At 64.3% G+C, this 15,265-nt stretch carries 17 protein-coding genes and 7 tRNA genes; 22 read left to right on the forward strand and 2 right to left on the reverse strand.

What is annotated here, in order from left to right; translation table 11 throughout:
• Positions 1-12: 12 nt before the first annotated feature.
• From tig to rpsI, 8 genes are all read left to right on the forward strand, one after another.
• On the forward strand, positions 13-1,338 hold the full coding sequence (tig, locus tag OXU42_05885) for a trigger factor (GenBank protein ID MDE0028916.1): 1,326 nt from the start codon (positions 13-15) through the stop codon (positions 1,336-1,338).
• A 34-nt stretch (positions 1,339-1,372) separates the two neighbouring features.
• Positions 1,373-1,975, forward strand: a complete 603-nt coding sequence (gene clpP, locus OXU42_05890; GenBank protein MDE0028917.1) for an ATP-dependent Clp endopeptidase proteolytic subunit ClpP — start codon at positions 1,373-1,375, stop codon at positions 1,973-1,975.
• 12 nt (positions 1,976-1,987) lie between these two features.
• The gene (gene clpX, locus OXU42_05895) at positions 1,988-3,241 is read left to right on the forward strand and encodes an ATP-dependent Clp protease ATP-binding subunit ClpX (protein MDE0028918.1); all 1,254 of its coding nucleotides are present in this window, start codon (positions 1,988-1,990) and stop codon (positions 3,239-3,241) included.
• A 10-nt stretch (positions 3,242-3,251) separates the two neighbouring features.
• Positions 3,252-5,717 (forward strand): endopeptidase La, encoded by a 2,466-nt coding sequence (lon, locus tag OXU42_05900; GenBank protein MDE0028919.1) that lies wholly within the window; start codon positions 3,252-3,254, stop codon positions 5,715-5,717.
• Positions 5,718-5,804: 87 nt separating this feature from the next.
• A tRNA-Val gene (locus OXU42_05905) sits at positions 5,805-5,877 on the forward strand.
• Positions 5,878-5,943: 66 nt separating this feature from the next.
• Positions 5,944-6,020, forward strand: a tRNA-Asp gene (locus OXU42_05910).
• Between the two features lie 29 nt (positions 6,021-6,049).
• Positions 6,050-6,469 carry a 50S ribosomal protein L13 gene (gene rplM, locus OXU42_05915; protein MDE0028920.1) on the forward strand — a complete coding sequence of 140 codons (420 nt, stop codon included), beginning with the start codon at positions 6,050-6,052 and terminating at the stop codon, positions 6,467-6,469.
• 23 nt (positions 6,470-6,492) lie between these two features.
• Positions 6,493-6,885, forward strand: a complete 393-nt coding sequence (gene rpsI / locus OXU42_05920) for a 30S ribosomal protein S9 (protein MDE0028921.1) — start codon at positions 6,493-6,495, stop codon at positions 6,883-6,885.
• On the opposite strand, the gene lptG is transcribed toward rpsI, so the two are convergent.
• Positions 6,882-7,994 carry an LPS export ABC transporter permease LptG gene (gene lptG / locus OXU42_05925; GenBank protein MDE0028922.1) on the reverse strand — a complete coding sequence of 371 codons (1,113 nt, stop codon included), beginning with the start codon at positions 7,992-7,994 and terminating at the stop codon, positions 6,882-6,884. The two genes, rpsI and lptG, sit on opposite strands and share 4 nt — an antisense overlap.
• An 11-nt stretch (positions 7,995-8,005) precedes the next feature.
• Positions 8,006-9,184 (reverse strand): LptF/LptG family permease, encoded by a 1,179-nt coding sequence (locus tag OXU42_05930; protein ID MDE0028923.1) that lies wholly within the window; start codon positions 9,182-9,184, stop codon positions 8,006-8,008.
• A 23-nt stretch (positions 9,185-9,207) separates the two neighbouring features.
• Between OXU42_05930 and rlmB the strand changes: the two genes are divergently transcribed.
• The 14 genes from rlmB (at position 9,208) to rplL (ending at position 15,201) form a co-directional block, all read left to right on the forward strand.
• Positions 9,208-10,005, forward strand: coding sequence for a 23S rRNA (guanosine(2251)-2'-O)-methyltransferase RlmB (rlmB, locus tag OXU42_05935; protein MDE0028924.1), 798 nt, complete (start codon positions 9,208-9,210; stop codon positions 10,003-10,005).
• Between the two features lie 170 nt (positions 10,006-10,175).
• A tRNA-Thr gene (locus OXU42_05940) sits at positions 10,176-10,250 on the forward strand.
• A gap of 72 nt (positions 10,251-10,322) precedes the next feature.
• Positions 10,323-10,408 (forward strand) — tRNA-Tyr (locus OXU42_05945).
• A 37-nt stretch (positions 10,409-10,445) separates the two neighbouring features.
• A tRNA-Gly gene (locus OXU42_05950) sits at positions 10,446-10,522 on the forward strand.
• Positions 10,523-10,596: 74 nt separating this feature from the next.
• A tRNA-Thr gene (locus OXU42_05955) sits at positions 10,597-10,669 on the forward strand.
• Between the two features lie 62 nt (positions 10,670-10,731).
• Entirely contained in the window at positions 10,732-11,922 is a 1,191-nt protein-coding gene (gene tuf / locus OXU42_05960; protein MDE0028925.1) for an elongation factor Tu, read from the forward strand.
• 13 nt (positions 11,923-11,935) lie between these two features.
• Positions 11,936-12,088, forward strand: coding sequence for a 50S ribosomal protein L33 (rpmG, locus tag OXU42_05965; GenBank protein ID MDE0028926.1), 153 nt, complete (start codon positions 11,936-11,938; stop codon positions 12,086-12,088).
• A gap of 12 nt (positions 12,089-12,100) precedes the next feature.
• Positions 12,101-12,177, forward strand: a tRNA-Trp gene (locus OXU42_05970).
• A 14-nt stretch (positions 12,178-12,191) separates the two neighbouring features.
• The gene (secE, locus tag OXU42_05975; protein ID MDE0028927.1) at positions 12,192-12,404 is read left to right on the forward strand and encodes a preprotein translocase subunit SecE; all 213 of its coding nucleotides are present in this window, start codon (positions 12,192-12,194) and stop codon (positions 12,402-12,404) included.
• A gap of 39 nt (positions 12,405-12,443) precedes the next feature.
• A complete protein-coding gene (gene nusG, locus OXU42_05980) occupies positions 12,444-12,977 on the forward strand; it encodes a transcription termination/antitermination protein NusG (protein MDE0028928.1) in 534 nt (177 codons plus the stop codon).
• 38 nt (positions 12,978-13,015) lie between these two features.
• On the forward strand, positions 13,016-13,438 hold the full coding sequence (rplK, locus tag OXU42_05985) for a 50S ribosomal protein L11 (protein MDE0028929.1): 423 nt from the start codon (positions 13,016-13,018) through the stop codon (positions 13,436-13,438).
• 17 nt (positions 13,439-13,455) lie between these two features.
• A complete protein-coding gene (gene rplA / locus OXU42_05990) occupies positions 13,456-14,160 on the forward strand; it encodes a 50S ribosomal protein L1 (GenBank protein ID MDE0028930.1) in 705 nt (234 codons plus the stop codon).
• A 16-nt stretch (positions 14,161-14,176) separates the two neighbouring features.
• Positions 14,177-14,692: a 50S ribosomal protein L10 gene (rplJ, locus tag OXU42_05995; GenBank protein ID MDE0028931.1), complete on the forward strand. Its 516-nt coding sequence runs from the start codon at positions 14,177-14,179 to the stop codon at positions 14,690-14,692.
• A gap of 143 nt (positions 14,693-14,835) precedes the next feature.
• Positions 14,836-15,201, forward strand: coding sequence for a 50S ribosomal protein L7/L12 (gene rplL, locus OXU42_06000; GenBank protein ID MDE0028932.1), 366 nt, complete (start codon positions 14,836-14,838; stop codon positions 15,199-15,201).
• The last annotated feature ends 64 nt before the right edge of the window (positions 15,202-15,265 follow it).

Genomic DNA, 15,265 nt, shown 5'->3' on the forward strand with positions numbered 1-15,265 from the left:
GGGACATGAAACATGGCAGAAGCCCATACAGGCATGAAGTGTGACATCGAGGTCTTGACGCCCACGCAGCGAAAGCTGCGCGTGGAGGTCCCGGCGGATCGTGTGGCCAAGACGTTCTCCCGCATCTACCGTGAGTTCGGGCGCCGCGCGAAGGTGCGCGGGTTTCGCGCGGGCAAGGTGCCGCAACAGGTCCTGCGCGGGCTGTACGGCGCCGACATCCAGGCGCAGGCGCTGTCCGAGATCGTCGAGGCCTCGCTCGGCGAGGCGGTGAAGGAACAGGGCCTCGATCCCGTCGCGGAGCCGCGGCTCGACGCCGGCGACCTGTCCGAGGCGCAGCCGTTCACGTTCTCCGCCGTGATGGAGGTGAGGCCGGACATCGAGTTGGGAAACTATCGCGGCATTGCGCTCAACCGGCCGCGCGTCGACGTGGACGACGAGCAGGTGGAACGGACGCTGGAGGCCTTTCGGGAGCGCCATGCCCAACTCGAGCCCGTGGAGGAACGGGAGCAGGTGGAGGACGGGGACTACGTGTTCATCGACTTCGCCGGCACGGTGGACGGCGAGGCGTTTCCCGGCGGCTCGGCGGAGAACTTCGCGGTGGACATCGGCGCGGGCAAGGCCTTGCCCGAGTTCGAGCGTGGACTGGTTGGGATGAAGAAGGGCGTGCCGGGGACCCTCGTGGTGGACTTCCCGGCGGATTCAGCCGACTCCGGGCTGGCGGGGCGGAAAGCGGAGTTCACGGTGACGGTGCGCGACATCCGGCGCAAGGATCTGCCGCCGCTGGACGACGACTTCGCCCAGGACTATGGCGAGTGCGAGTCCCTGGAGGAGTTGCGCGACAAGGTGCGCGCGCAGTTGCAGGACGAGGTCGAGCGGTTTCAGAACACCCGGTTGCAGGACGAGATCGTGGAACATCTCCTGGACGCGCACTCGGTGGACACGCCCCCTTCCATGGTGGAGCGGGAGCTGTCGTATCTCGTGCGGCGGGCCGCGACCGAAAGGGAGCCGGCGGGGACGGATGCGCCCGCGCCCACCACGGAAGAGCTTCGGGAGGAGTTGACGCCCGCGGCTGAACGCCGGGTTCGGGCCTCCTTGCTCATCGATGAGATCGCCTCCGCCGAGGGTATCACGGTTTCCGAGGAGGAAGTCGACGGGCGCATCGACGCCGTGGCGCGGGCCGGTGGCGAGCGGGCAGCCTCGGTGCGCGAGCATTACCGTCAGGACTGGGCAAGGGCCACGCTCCAGTCCCAGATGGTTGCCGACAAGACGCTGGACTTCCTCCTGGAGCAGGCCGCGGTGACGGTGGTGGAGCCGTCGGATCCGTCGGAAACAACTTGATGGCGGTCCCGAAAGGGGCTAGAGTTGAAGCAGCATGAACTTCATTCCTTTCGTCGTTGAGCAGACGGGTCGCGGGGAGCGCGCCTACGACATTTACTCGCGTCTTCTCAAGGACCGCATCGTCTTCCTGGGAAGCCCCGTGGTGGACGAGGTGGCGAATCTCATCACCGCGCAGTTGCTGTTCCTCGAGTCCGAGGACCCCGAGCGCGACATCTACTTCTACATCAATTCCCCGGGCGGATCGGTGACCGCCGGTCTGGCCATCTACGACACCATTCAGTACATCCGTCCCCAGGTCTCCACCGTGTGCCTGGGTCAGGCCGCGAGCATGGGGGCGGTGTTGCTGGCGGCGGGCGAAAAGGGCAAGCGCTACGCGCTGCCGCACTCGCGCATCATGATCCACCAGCCCCTGGGCGGTTTTCAGGGGACCGCCGCGGACGTGGACATCCAGGCGCGGGAGATCCTGAGAATGCGCGAGGAGCTTGGCGCGATCCTGGTGAAGCACACCGGCCAGTCGCTGAAAAGGATCGAGCGGGACACCGACCGGGACCTGTTCATGACGGGTCAGCAGGCTTTGGAGTATGGATTGGTGGATGAAGTGATCACCAGCCGCCTTGACGTGTCCGCAAAGGGGTGAGGGGGAAACTCAATGCCAAAGCATGGGGATGATCGTTCCGGCAATCTCGTCTGTTCCTTCTGCGGCAAGAGTCAGGACGAGGTGCGCAAGCTGATCGCGGGTCCCACCGTCTACATCTGCGACGAGTGCATCGACTTGTGCAACGACATCATCGCCGAGGAGTGCGAGCACGACGAGGTGATCGCGGCTTCGTCCGGCGTGCCCAAACCCGTCGAAATCAAGCGCGTGTTGGACCAGTACGTGGTGGGGCAGGAGCCGGCCAAGAAGATCCTCTCCGTGGCGGTGCACAACCACTACAAGCGCATCGACAACCATGCGCTCGCCGGGGACGTGGAGCTGCAGAAGAGCAACATCCTTCTGCTGGGCCCCACCGGCTCCGGCAAGACCCTGCTGGCGCAGACCCTCGCCCGGCTCCTGCAGGTGCCCTTCACCATCGCGGACGCCACCAGCCTGACCGAGGCGGGCTACGTGGGTGAAGACGTCGAGAATATCATCCTCAACCTGCTGCAGTCCGCGGAGTACGACGTGGAGAAGGCGCAGCGGGGCATCGTCTACATCGACGAGATCGACAAGATCTCGCGCAAGGCGGAGAACCCGTCCATCACTCGCGACGTCTCGGGCGAAGGCGTGCAGCAGGCGTTGCTGAAGATCATCGAGGGCACGACCGCGAGCGTTCCCCCCAAGGGGGGGAGGAAGCACCCTCAGCAGGAGTTCCTCCAGGTCGACACCACCAACATCCTCTTTATTTGCGGCGGGGCGTTCGTCGGCATCGAGGACATCATCCGCCGGCGCACCGGGCGCAGGCGGCTGGGCTTCGGCGGCAACGGTACGGAAGTGGAGGCCCGGCCCGAGGTGCGCTCCCTGCACGACGTGCAGCCCGAGGATCTCCTCAAGTTCGGTCTGATCCCCGAGTTCGTCGGGCGGCTGCCCGTGATCGCCACGCTGGACGAGCTCAATGAAGAAGCGCTGGTGCAGATCCTGAAGGAGCCGAAGAACGCCCTTACCAAGCAGTACTGCAAGCTGTTCGAAATGGAGGGAGTGCATCTTAACTTTACAGACGAGGCGCTTTGGGCTATTGCACGGGAGGCCATGAAGCGGAAGTCCGGAGCGCGGGGGCTGAGAGCCATCATGGAGAACACCATGCTCGACGTGATGTACGAGATGCCCTCCCAGCCCAACCTCAAGGAGGTGGTCATCACCGAGGAGGTCATGACCCGCAAGGAACCTCCGATGGTAGTCTACTCGAAGGCGGCGGAGAGCGCGTAAGGGGGTACCGATGCTATTTCGCAGCGACAAGAAGGATGACAACGAGCAGGGAGCGGACAGCACGGTGCAGGCTCCGTTGCTGCCCCTCCGGGACATCATCGTCTTCCCCCACATGGTCGTGCCTCTCTTCGTCGGGCGGCAGAAGTCCATCCGTGCGCTGGAAGAGGCGTCCCGGAAGCAGGCGCCCATCTTCCTGGCATCCCAGAAGGACGCCAGGACCAACGAGCCGGGCGAGGACGACATCTATCTCATCGGTACGCTAGGCAACGTCGTGCAGATGCTGAAGTTGCCGGACGGGACCGTCAAGGTCCTGGTCGAGGGCAAGCGCCGGGGCAAGATCGTGCGCTATCTGACGCATCCCGAGTACTTCCTGGTGGAGGTGGAGGAGATCGAGGACGTGGCGGACCAGGGCGCGGAAGTGGGGGCCGTTGTGCGCGAGGTCCACGGCGCGTTCGAGAACTACGTCAAGGTCAAGAAGAAGATACCGCCCGAGATGGTGGTGTCGGTGTCCGCCATCGAGGAGCCCGGCAAGCTCGCGGACACGATCATCGGACACCTCGGGATCAAGCTGGAGGAACGGCAGGTCCTGCTGGAGACCGTCAACGCCGGCGAACGCCTCGAGAAGGTGCTGGGCCACATGCGGGCGGAAATCGAGATCCTGGAGGTGGAGCGGAGGATTCGTTCACGCGTCAAGAAGCAGATGGAGCGCTCCCAGAAGGAGTACTACCTGAACGAGCAGATGCGGGCGATCCAGAAGGAGCTCGGCGAGAAGGACGAGTTCAAGAACGAGATGCAGGAGATCGAGGAGAAGATCAAGCAGAAGAAGCTTTCCACCGAGGCCAAGGACAAGGTGGAGAAAGAGCTCAAGAAGCTCAAGATGATGTCTCCCATGTCCGCCGAGGCGACCGTGGTGCGGAACTACATCGACTGGATCCTCAGCCTCCCTTGGAACGAGTTCACCGAGGACAAGCTGGACATCACGGACGCCGAGCAGGTCCTGGAAGAGGACCACTACGGGCTGGACAAGGTCAAGGAGAGGATTCTCGAGTACCTGGCGGTGCAGAGCCTCGTAGGCAAGATCAAGGGCCCGATCCTTTGCCTGGTGGGACCTCCCGGGGTCGGCAAGACCTCCCTCGGACGTTCCATCGCGCGCGCGACCGGAAGGAAGTTCGTCCGCGTGTCGCTGGGCGGCGTGCGCGACGAGGCCGAGATCCGCGGCCACCGGCGCACCTACATCGGCGCGTTGCCGGGGAAGATCATCCAGTCGCTCAAGAAGGCCGGCTCGAGCAATCCGGTTTTCCTCATGGACGAGGTGGACAAGATGTCCATGGATTTCCGCGGGGATCCTTCCTCGGCCCTGTTGGAGGTGCTCGATCCCGAGCAGAACCAGGCCTTCAACGATCATTACCTGGACCTCGACTACGACCTCTCCAAGGTCATGTTCATCACCACGGCGAATACCCTGGACGGGATCCCGCGCCCGCTGCAGGACAGGATGGAGATCATCCGTATCGCCGGCTACACCGAGCTGGAGAAGCTCAACATCGCCAAGAAGTACCTGGTGGTGAAGCAGCGGGAGGCCAACGGGCTGACGGAGGAGAACATCGTCCTCGCCGACAGCGCGATCCTCGGGGTGGTGCGCCACTACACCAAGGAAGCCGGGGTACGAAACCTCGAGCGGGAAGTCGCCTCCATCTGCCGGAAGGTCGCCGTGGACGTGGTGAAGAACGACCGCGCGTCCAGGACGACGGTGGGGGCGCGGAACCTCCAGAAGTACCTGGGACCGGCGAAGTTCCGGTACGGCATGGCCGAGGACAGCCACAGGGTCGGCACCACCACCGGCTTGGCCTGGACCGAGCTGGGCGGCGAGTTGCTGTCCACCGAAGTGTCCATCATGCCGGGCAAGGGCCAGCTCACGATAACCGGCAAGCTCGGCGACGTCATGCAGGAGTCGGCGCAGGCGGCCATGAGCTACGTCCGTTCACGCGCGCGGGACCTGGGGTTGGAGAAGGACTTCTATCAGAAGAACGACATCCACATCCACGTGCCCGAGGGGGCGATCCCCAAGGACGGGCCGTCCGCGGGAATCACCATGGCGACGTCGCTCGTATCCGCTCTCACCCGGCTTCCCGTCTATCACGACGTGGCGATGACCGGGGAGATCACCCTGCGGGGCAACGTGCTCCCCATCGGCGGCCTCAAGGAGAAGGTGCTGGCGGCCCATCGCGGCGGGATCAAGACGGTCCTCATCCCGGAAGAGAACAAGAAGGACATCCACGATATCCCCTCGACCATCCTGAAGGGCGTGGAGCTGGTCCTGGTGTCGCACATGGACGACGTTCTCAAGCGGGCGCTGGTGGTGAGCGATCCGGATGCGCTATTCTCCGCGTCCGAACTGGACGACGACGCGGGCGAAGCCCCGGCCGCGGGGTTCCAGAAGAAGGACGTGGAGCCGAGGCCCAGCCTTCCGCAGTGACCGGAGGGACATCCCGGCAACCCGCTTGACGCCCCTCGATGGGGCATGGCGGGTCGAGCGCGTTCGGTTCGGTGTCCCGGGGCCTGTGGGCGGTTAGCTCAGTTGGGAGAGCATCGGCCTTACAAGCCGGGGGTCACAGGTTCAAGTCCTGTACCGCCCATTGGCCCGTCGGCCCGCCCGCGGGTTGCAATTCCGCCGCCCACGGGTTAAACTGTTAATTCGATACGGGGTCGTAGTTCAGCTGGTTAGAACGCCGGCCTGTCACGCCGGAGGTCGCGAGTTCGAGTCTCGTCGGCCCCGCCAGATTGGTTTCAAGCATGCGCACGGTTCAGATGACGAAGGCCGAGTCTCTGGCCCAGCGTCGGTGGTACGTCATCGACGCGGAGGGCCAAGTGCTTGGAAGGATGGCTACCGAGATCGCACGGGTTCTCCGTGGCAAGCACAAGCCATCGTTCAGTCCGCACGTGGACGGCGGCGACTTCGTCATCGTGGTGAACGCCAAGCGCGTCAAGCTGACCGGTTCCAAGGAAACGGACAAGCGCTACTACCGGCACAGCGGCTATCCCGGCGGGTTGCGGGTCAGGTCGCTGTCGGAGATGCGGGAGAAGAAACCGGAAGCGGTGGTGCGATTGGCCGTGAAGGGGATGCTCCCCAAGAACCGGCTCGGAAAAGGACAGCTCGGCAAGCTGAAGGTCTACGCGGGTCCGGAGCATCCGCATCAGGCCCAGTTGCCGATGCCTTTGACGGTCTAGTTTTACCAGCAGGTTCAGCACTCATGGCGGAAGATCTGTTTTACGCGACAGGCCGACGCAAGACCTCGGTCGCACGGGTTTACCTGAAGCGGGGCCAGGGCACCATTCGCATCAACAACCGCTTGCTCGAAGACTACTTCGGGCGCGAGACCGCGCGGATGATCGTGCACCAGCCTTTTCACGTGACCCGGACGCTGGGAGACTTCGACATCGTCGCCAACGTCAAGGGCGGTGGCATCTCGGGTCAGGCCGGGGCCATCCGGCACGGCATCACCCGAGCGCTGGTGCAGGTGGACGAAGCTTACCGCACACCGCTGAAGAAGGCCGGTTACGTGACCCGTGACCCCCGTGCCGTGGAGCGCAAGAAATACGGCAGGCACAAGGCGCGCAAGCGGCCGCAGTTCTCCAAGCGCTAGTCCGACCCGGCGTAGAGAAACAGACTCAGGGAGCCCATCACCATGTTGGGCAACCAGGCCGCCACCCAGGGCTGAATCGCGCCCGCCCTCCCCAAAGACACGCAAAAGCCCAGCAGGACCCAGTACGAGAAGCCGATGGCGGCACTCAGTGCGAGGTTCAGGGCGATGCTGTCTTTTCGCCCCGGTTTCACGGCAAGGGCCAATGCCAGCAGGATGGTGATGGGGATTGCCAGCGGAACCGCCACCTTCGTGTGCAAGTTCACCGTGTCGCGCAAGGTGTCGACTCCCTTCCTGCGCAGGTCTTGAATACGCTCCTTCAGCTCGGTGTAGCTGAACTCGTCGGGCGAGCGTGTGAAGACGCGGAAGTCGTCGGGCCGTTCGTTCAGGGTCAGCCTCCCGCCCAGGGAATGCCGTTCCACGGTACCGTCCTCGAGGAACCGCCACTCGGTGCCGCCCTCCGGGACCCATCGGTTCCCGTCCCACAGCGCCGCGGGCGATTCGATCAGGCCCGTGAGCGTGAATCGCGGCGTCGTTCGGTAGATCGACAAACCGCGCAGCCTCCCCGCCTCCGCGTCGAAGTCGTCGGCGCGTATGAAGGAGTCACCGCTGCGGAGCCAGATCTGCCTATCGTGGAAGACCGATTGAAGCTGCGCGTTCCGCACCTTGACGTCGTAGACGAACTTGGCTTGGCGAGTGGCGAGTGGAACCGTGGTCTCGTTCCAGAGAAACGTTCCGGCACTGATGGCAAGGCTGGCCAGCAGCAACGGAACCGCGATCCGGTGCAGGCTGATGCCGCAGGCACCCACGGCGACCAGCTCGTTCCGGCGCGCCAGCGCGCCCAGGCTCAGGAAGGCGGCGAACAGGGCCGCGAAGCCGATGCTGCGGGATATCATCAAGGGCAGCCGGTAGAGGAAGAACTGGACGGCGTTGGACAAGGTCGCGTCATTGCCCATCAGGTTGTCGACGCGGCCGAACACGTCACCCATCAAGTGCAACAGGATGACGACGGCCAGCGTTGCGCAAAAGGCCCCCGCGAATCGCCGGAGCAGATAGATGTCGAGGGTGCTCCCGAACGCCGGTGCCGACAGACGGTCCGCGAGAAAGATCATCGGAGCCGGTCCTACACCGTGGGCCGTTCCGCCGCCACCCGGCCGCTGCCGCGAAGCCGGGCGCCGGCGCTGAACGGCGATGGCGCATCCATGAGCGTTCGGATGAACAGCCAGACCGCGATGCACCCCACCACCAGGTTGGGGAGCCACAGCGCCAGCGCGGCCGGAATCTTGCCGTTCTCCCCCATGGCGGTGCCCACGGCGAACAGCGCGTAGTAGGCGAACAGCCAGGCGATGCATGCGGCAACGCCGCGGGAACGCCCGGCGGACGAACGATTGGGCGCAAGCACGATGGCGAGACCCAGGACGGCGAAGACCAGAGGCGCGAACGGGAAAGCGAACCGCCGGTGCAGTTCCATCATTTCCGGTATGGCGCCGGCGCCTTGCGCCGTCTTCGTGCGAATCGCTTCGCGAAGGCTCCGCATGGACATCTCCTCGGGATTCCCGGATTCGTCGTCCAGCGCCGGCAGGTGCTCCAGCTCCAGGTTGAGGTTGTAGACGTTGAACGACGTCTGGCTGAAGTGCGACCGGTCGGGCCGCCGTTCATGGACCATGCCGTCGTACAGCCGCAGGCTGATGGTGTTGGCGTCGCTGTCGGAATGTAGCAGCGCCACCCTTCCGATGATAAGATGCTCCGCGGCCGGATCGCGTTGATCGATGATCAGGATGCCCTGGAAGGTATTGCCCGGCGGTACGATGCTGTCGACGTAGACGAGGACCTTGGGGAAGAAGTCGTTGAACACCTTCTCCCTGAGCAGGGAGCCGGCGCGGTTCTTGGCCACGGCGTAGATCTCTTTCTTGACGGCCAGGTTGGCGGCGGGACGGACGAGGATCGACAGTCCGAGGGTGAGGAGAGAGACCGCCAGGCCCAGCAGCAGCACGGGTATCAGGAAGTGGACCGGGCCGACGCCGCAGGCCTTGAACGCCAGGGTTTCGTTGTCCCGCGCAAGCCGGCCGCAGCCGTAGAGAATTCCCAGGAGGAACGCCATCGGCATCGTCGTTTCGAGCAGCGTCGGCAGGATCAGCGCGAAGAGCTTCGCGATCTGATCCGGCGGCGCGCCGCGGCTGACCACCAGCTCGATGAGCCGGGTGATGCGGCCGGCAAGGAAAACGAGCGTAAAGGCGAGGAGGCCTACCAGGAAAGGCGGGATGATCTGACCGGTCACATAGGCGCTCAGGGTCCGATGCACAGGGGCAATGGTAGCCTTCTTTGATGAATTCCACAACGCGGGATACGCCGGACGGGCAGCGACCGGACCCGGTGCTCATCTACGGGATCCATCCCGTTCTGGAGAAGCTCCGCGCCGCTCCCGGCGACATCATGGAAGTCCTCCTGGTCCGGGGCAACCGCGGTCCCGCGTTGCGCCGGGTGGAGCAGGTCGCGCACAGGGAGGGCTGCCGTGTGGAGGAGATGGATGGACGGGCGCTGGACGCCCTGACGCACGGCGGCCGGCACCAGGGCGTGGCCGCACGTGCCGTCCCGTTCGCCTACCGCACCTTCAACGACCTGCTGTCCGGGCCGGCGGACGCGGCCGCGGACTGCGTTCTTTTCCTTGACGGCATCGTCGACCCGCGCAACCTGGGGAGCATTCTCCGCACGGCGGAGGCCACGGGCGTGCGCCGTGTCGTCCTGCCCAAGGATCGTGCCGCGGGGGTTACCGGCGCCGTGATCAAGGCATCGGCCGGGGCGGCGCATCATCTTGAAGTCTACCGCGTCCCCAACCTCCCGCGCGCCCTCGCCGCCCTGCGCGAGCGCGGCTTTTGGGTGGTGGGGCTCGATGCGGGGGCGCCGGACCGGGTTTGGGAGCCCGCTTATCCGGCAAGGCTGGCCGTGGTCCTGGGGGGTGAGGAACGGGGCCTGAGGCCGCTGGTCCGGCGCGGCTGTGACTATCTGGTCTCCATCCCCATGGACGGCCGGGTCGGGTCGTTGAATGTGGGCGTGGCGTGGGGTATATTCGCTTATGAGTTGGCGAGACAGCGAACCGGCGCGGCCCTGCCGCCTGCCTGTTGACGACGGCCCCAGTTGACATACTCCCCGTTGACATTTGGTCCGCCAGATGCTTTATTTCGCCGATGTGCCTTCTTACCCTGTTTTCCGGAAGAGGGGCAGGGTAAGTGTGGCCTTTTGTTATTTGTTTTCGTTGTTTTGTTCTTGCGTGCGCGACGGCGACGGACGGTTCCGCTGGCGTAGCTCAACGGTAGAGCAGCTGATTTGTAATCAGCAGGTTGTAGGTTCAAGTCCTATCGCCAGCTCCACGTGAGCGAACTTGTTGAACGGGGCCGGTCGAAGCCCGTCCGATCCGCGCAAGAACTCGTAGAGCGAATCGGGGAGAGGTTCCCGAGTGGACAAAGGGAGCAGACTGTAAATCTGCCGCCGATCGGCTTCGGAGGTTCGAATCCTCCCCTCTCCACCATCAGTTGCAGGACTCTGGAGCGAAGGAGTCGTTTTTTGCGGGAATAGCTCAGTTGGCTAGAGCACGAGCCTTCCAAGCTCGGGGTCGCGGGTTCGAATCCCGTTTCCCGCTCCACAGTAATGTCCGTGGGAAGCGGCGCGCCCGGCGTAAACGGCCGGCGGCGTCCGTCTTCCGTCACGTGGCCCCATGCCCAGGTAGCTCAGTCGGTAGAGCACGTCCTTGGTAAGGACGAGGTCGGCGGTTCAAGCCCGCTCCTGGGCTTTGCCTGTATGTGAAGGATTGAATCAAACCAAGCCATTATCCACGGGAGGAGAAGAAGAAAGATGAGCAAGGCCAAATTCGAGCGCACGAAACCGCATCTCAACATCGGCACCATCGGCCACGTCGACCACGGCAAGACCACCTTGACCGCGGCCATCACCAAGGTGCTGGCGGAAAAGGGGTCGGCGGATTTCGTGCCCTTCGACCAGATCGACAAGGCGCCGGAAGAGCGGGAGCGCGGCGTCACCATCAACATCGCGCACGTCGAGTACCAGACCGACAAGCGGCACTACGCCCACGTGGATTGCCCCGGGCACGCGGACTACGTGAAGAACATGATCACCGGCGCCGCCCAGATGGACGGCGCGATCCTGGTGGTGTCGGCGGCCGACGGGCCGATGCCGCAGACCCGTGAGCATATCCTCCTGGCGCGGCAGGTGGGCGTCCCCTCCATCGTGGTCTATCTCAACAAGGCCGACATGGTGGACGATCCCGAGTTGCTGGAGCTGGTGGAGCTGGAGGTGAGGGAGCTGCTTTCCAAGTACCAGTTCCCGGGCGACGACATCCCCGTCGTCACCGGCAGCGCCTTGAAGGCCCTCGACGGCGAGGTGAGCGAGTTGGGCACCGAGTCGGTGGTCAAGCTGATGGATGCCGTGGACGGCTACGTACCGGATCCGGTCAGGGACGTCGACAAGCCGTTCATCATGCCGGTGGAGGACGTGTTTACCATCAGCGGCCGCGGCACCGTGGTCACGGGCCGCGTGGAGCGAGGCATCCTGCACGTGGGGGACCAGGTCGAGATCGTCGGCCTGAAGGAAACCCAGACGACGGTGGCCACCGGTGTCGAGATGTTCCGCAAGCTCCTCGACGAGGGCCAGGCCGGAGACAACATCGGTGTTCTCCTGCGTGGCATCAAGCGCGACGAGGTGGAGCGGGGCCAGGTTCTCGCCAAGCCCAAGACCGTCACGCCTCACACGAAGTTCAAGGCCGAGGCGTACATCCTGACCAAGGAAGAGGGCGGACGGCATACGCCGTTCTTCAACGGCTATCGGCCGCAGTTCTATTTCCGCACCACGGACGTTACCGGTGTCGCCACCCTGCCCGAGGGGACGGAAATGATCATGCCGGGCGATAACGTTCACATCGATGTCGACCTCATCACCCCCATCGCCATGGACGATGGCCTGCGCTTCGCCATTCGGGAAGGCGGCCGCACCGTGGGCGCGGGGGTCGTGACCGAGATCGTGCAGTAGGCGGAGGTGAAAGATGCGTGACCTGGTGGGGCTCGGCTGCGACGTTTGCAAACGCAAGAACTACACGACGACCAAGAACAAGAAGAAAACCACGGACAAGCTGGAGTTCAAGAAGTTCTGCGCTCACTGTCGCACCCATACGGTCCACAAGGAAATCCGGGTCTGAGTCAGCGGAGCCGGGTCAGTAGCTCCAATTGGTAGAGCACCGGACTCCAAATCCGGCTGTTGCAGGTTCGAGTCCTGCCTGACCCGCCAGTTCTTCGCCGCCGATGGAAAAACTGACCGATTCGTTCGCCTCCGTGGGGAGGCTGACAGACTTCGTGCGCGAGGCTTGGCAGGAGCTGAAGCGGGTCCATTGGCCCACGCGGCGGGAGACCTACGCCGCCACGGGCGTCGTCGTGCTGGTGGTGATCTTCTTCGCCATCTACCTGGGGCTGGTGGACATCCTGCTCTCGTACATGCGGCAATGGCTGATGCGTTGAGACAAGGCGTTGAGACGGGAAACCGGATAGCGATAGCCCATGGCAAAAAACTGGTACGTCGTCCACACGTTCGCCGGGTTCGAGCAAAAGGCCAAGACCGCCCTGGAAGAACGCGTCAAGGCGCTCGGGGACCACAAGGATTGGTTCGGCGAGATCCTGGTGCCGGCCGAGAAGGTCGTCGAACTGGTGAAGGGCAAGAAGCGGATGTCCTCCAGGAAGTTCTTTCCGGGGTACATCCTGGTGCACATGGAGATGAACGACGAGACCTGGCACGTGGTCAAGTCCACCCCCAAGGTCACCGGGTTCGTCGGCGGGAGCACGCAGCCGCCGTGGGTCAGCGAGGAGGAGGTGCGGAAGATCACCCAGCAGATGGAGGAAGGGGCGGTCCGTCCGCGGCCGCGGGTGGTCTTCTCCGTGGGCGAGAGCGTCAAGGTGATCGACGGACCCTTCTCCGAGTTCAACGGCGTGGTCGAGGAAGTCAAGCCGGACAAGGGCAAGCTGCGGGTGCTGATCAGCATCTTCGGGCGGGCGACTCCGGTGGAGCTGGATTTCATTCAGGTGGAGCGGAGCTAGCCCGCGGGCTTCGCCGGCAGTCGTAAGGAGTTCTGGCCATGGCCAAGAAGGTGATCGGCGAGATCAAGCTGCAAATTCCCGCCGGGCAGGCGAACCCGAGTCCCCCGGTGGGACCGGCGTTGGGCCAGCGGGGCGTGAACATCATGGAGTTCTGCAAGGCCTTCAACGCGGCCACGCAGAATCAGCCGGGGATGATCATTCCGGTCATCATCACGGTTTACGCCGACCGCACCTTCAGCTTCGTCACCAAGACGCCGCCGGCGGCGGTGCTGCTGAAGAAGGCGGCGGGACTCGAGAAGGGCGCCGGGGAGCCGGGCAAGGAGACCAAGGGGCAGGTGACCAAGGCGCAGGTGCGGGAGATCGCCCAGATCAAGATGGCCGACCTGACCAGCGCCAGCATCGAGGCCGCGATGAACACAGTCGAGGGCACCGCCAGGAGTCTCGGCCTCAAGGTCGTGTGATCCGCTGGAGAGCCGCCATGAAAACGAAGGGCAAGAAGTACCAGAGTGTCGCCGACAAGGTGGACCAGGCGCGCAAGTATCCGCTGGACGAAGGCATCCGGATCGTCAAGGAAACCGCCACGGCGAAGTTCGATGAGACGGTCGAGCTGTCCGTGCGGCTCGGGGTCGATCCGCGGCGTGCCGACCAGAACATCCGCGGTTCCGTGGGGCTGCCCCACGGGCTCGGCAAGCCCGTGCGCGTGCTCGCCTTCGCCAAGGGCGAGAAGGAGCGCGAAGCGCAGGAAGCGGGCGCGGAGTTCGTCGGCAACGACGACCTGATCAAGAAGATCACCGAGGGGTGGTTGGACTTCGACAAGGTGGTGGCCACGCCCGACATGATGGGCGCGGTCGGCCGCATCGGCAAGATCCTGGGGCCGCGCGGACTCATGCCCAATCCGCGCTCGGGCACCGTCGCCATGGAGATCGGCAGGGCGGTGACGGAGATCAAGGCCGGCCGGCTCGAATACCGGGTGGACAAGGCGGGCATCGTCCATCTGCCCATCGGCAAGGTGTCGTTCGAGGCCGACGCGCTGCTGGACAACGCCAAGGCCGTCGTCGGGGCGCTGGTCCGGGCCAAGCCCGCCGCCGCCAAGGGCACCTACATCAGGAGCATGGCCGTGGCCGCGACCATGGGACCCGGGGTCAGGATCGACCCCGCGGAAGTCCGCACCATGGCGATCTAGGCGATTGGAGAACAGCGTGGCTCGAGAGGAAAAGACGGCGGTCGTCGACGCGTTTCAGGAGAAGTTCAGGAGCGCCACCATGGCGGTGGTGACCGACTATCGCGGTTTGTCCGTGGGCAAGATGACGCAGCTCCGGAGCGACGTCCGGGAAGCGGCCGGGGAGTACAAGGTCGCCAAGAACAACCTGGTGCGGCTGGCCATCCGGGACACCGCGTACCAGGCACTCGAAGACTTGCTGACCGGCCCCAACGGCTGGGTGTTCGCCTACGACGACCCGGTCGGTCTGTCGAAGGCGCTGGTCAAGTTTGCCGAGGCGAACGAGGCGCTGACCATCAAGGGCGCGGTCCTCGACGGGACCCTGCTCGAGCCGGCGCAAGTCAAGGGTCTGGCCACGCTGCCGAGCCTGCCGGAGCTGCAAGCGCAGTTGCTGTCGTTGATGCAGGCTCCGGCGAGCCGGCTGTTGCGCACGATCCAGGAGCCGGGAAGCCAGCTTGTCCGTCTCCTTGACGCTCTCAAGGAAGGCAAGGAGTAAGGGGCAGGCATTTCAAGAGTTATCTCCATCTCTCCGTCATTCCCGCGAAAGCATGCCCTCGACGCCGATCGGGGGCGGGAATCCAGGGGTGGTGGGGCGGGGTCGTAGATCACGATAGCTGAAGGGGGAGCGCACCAATGGAAGTGAATCGGGAGCAAGTCAAGGACTTCATCAAGAACATGTCTTTGATGGAGGCCGCGAGTCTGGTCAAGGAGTTGGAAGAGGAGCTCGGGGTGAGCGCGGCGGCTCCGGTGGCCATGGCCGCGGCGCCGGCGGCGGCCGCCGAAGTCGAGGAAAAGACCGAGTTCGACGCGGTGCTGACCAGTTCCGGCGAGAAGAAGATCCAGGTCATCAAGGTGGTCCGGGAGATCACCGGCCTGGGCCTGAAGGAGGCCAAGGACCTCGTGGACGGGGCGCCGAAGAACGTCAAGGAAGGCGTGTCGAAGGACGAGGCCGAAGAGATCAAGACGAAGATCGAGGAGGTCGGAGGCAGCGTCGAGGTCAAGTAGCAACGTATTCTTCGGGAACGGCCCGGCGACACGTTGCCGGGCGCCGTTTGTCAGGGTCGAGCGA

It is taken from the genome of Deltaproteobacteria bacterium (assembly GCA_028818775.1).
GTDB lineage: Bacteria > Desulfobacterota > Binatia > UBA9968 > JAJDTQ01 > JAJDTQ01.

Excerpts from the sequence above, each read along its gene's own strand:
- tig (MDE0028916.1), top strand. The coding sequence starts at position 13 with ATGGCAGAAGCCCATACAGGCATGAAGTGTGACATCGAGGTCTTGACG.
- clpP (MDE0028917.1), top strand. The coding sequence starts at position 1,373 with ATGAACTTCATTCCTTTCGTCGTTGAGCAGACGGGTCGCGGGGAGCGC.
- clpX (MDE0028918.1), top strand. The coding sequence starts at position 1,988 with ATGCCAAAGCATGGGGATGATCGTTCCGGCAATCTCGTCTGTTCCTTC.
- lon (MDE0028919.1), top strand. The coding sequence starts at position 3,252 with ATGCTATTTCGCAGCGACAAGAAGGATGACAACGAGCAGGGAGCGGAC.
- rplM (MDE0028920.1), top strand. The coding sequence starts at position 6,050 with ATGACGAAGGCCGAGTCTCTGGCCCAGCGTCGGTGGTACGTCATCGAC.
- rpsI (MDE0028921.1), top strand. The coding sequence starts at position 6,493 with ATGGCGGAAGATCTGTTTTACGCGACAGGCCGACGCAAGACCTCGGTC.
- lptG (MDE0028922.1), bottom strand. The coding sequence starts at position 7,994 with ATGATCTTTCTCGCGGACCGTCTGTCGGCACCGGCGTTCGGGAGCACC.
- rlmB (MDE0028924.1), top strand. The coding sequence starts at position 9,208 with ATGAATTCCACAACGCGGGATACGCCGGACGGGCAGCGACCGGACCCG.
- tuf (MDE0028925.1), top strand. The coding sequence starts at position 10,732 with ATGAGCAAGGCCAAATTCGAGCGCACGAAACCGCATCTCAACATCGGC.
- rpmG (MDE0028926.1), top strand. The coding sequence starts at position 11,936 with ATGCGTGACCTGGTGGGGCTCGGCTGCGACGTTTGCAAACGCAAGAAC.
- secE (MDE0028927.1), top strand. The coding sequence starts at position 12,192 with ATGGAAAAACTGACCGATTCGTTCGCCTCCGTGGGGAGGCTGACAGAC.
- nusG (MDE0028928.1), top strand. The coding sequence starts at position 12,444 with ATGGCAAAAAACTGGTACGTCGTCCACACGTTCGCCGGGTTCGAGCAA.
- rplK (MDE0028929.1), top strand. The coding sequence starts at position 13,016 with ATGGCCAAGAAGGTGATCGGCGAGATCAAGCTGCAAATTCCCGCCGGG.
- rplA (MDE0028930.1), top strand. The coding sequence starts at position 13,456 with ATGAAAACGAAGGGCAAGAAGTACCAGAGTGTCGCCGACAAGGTGGAC.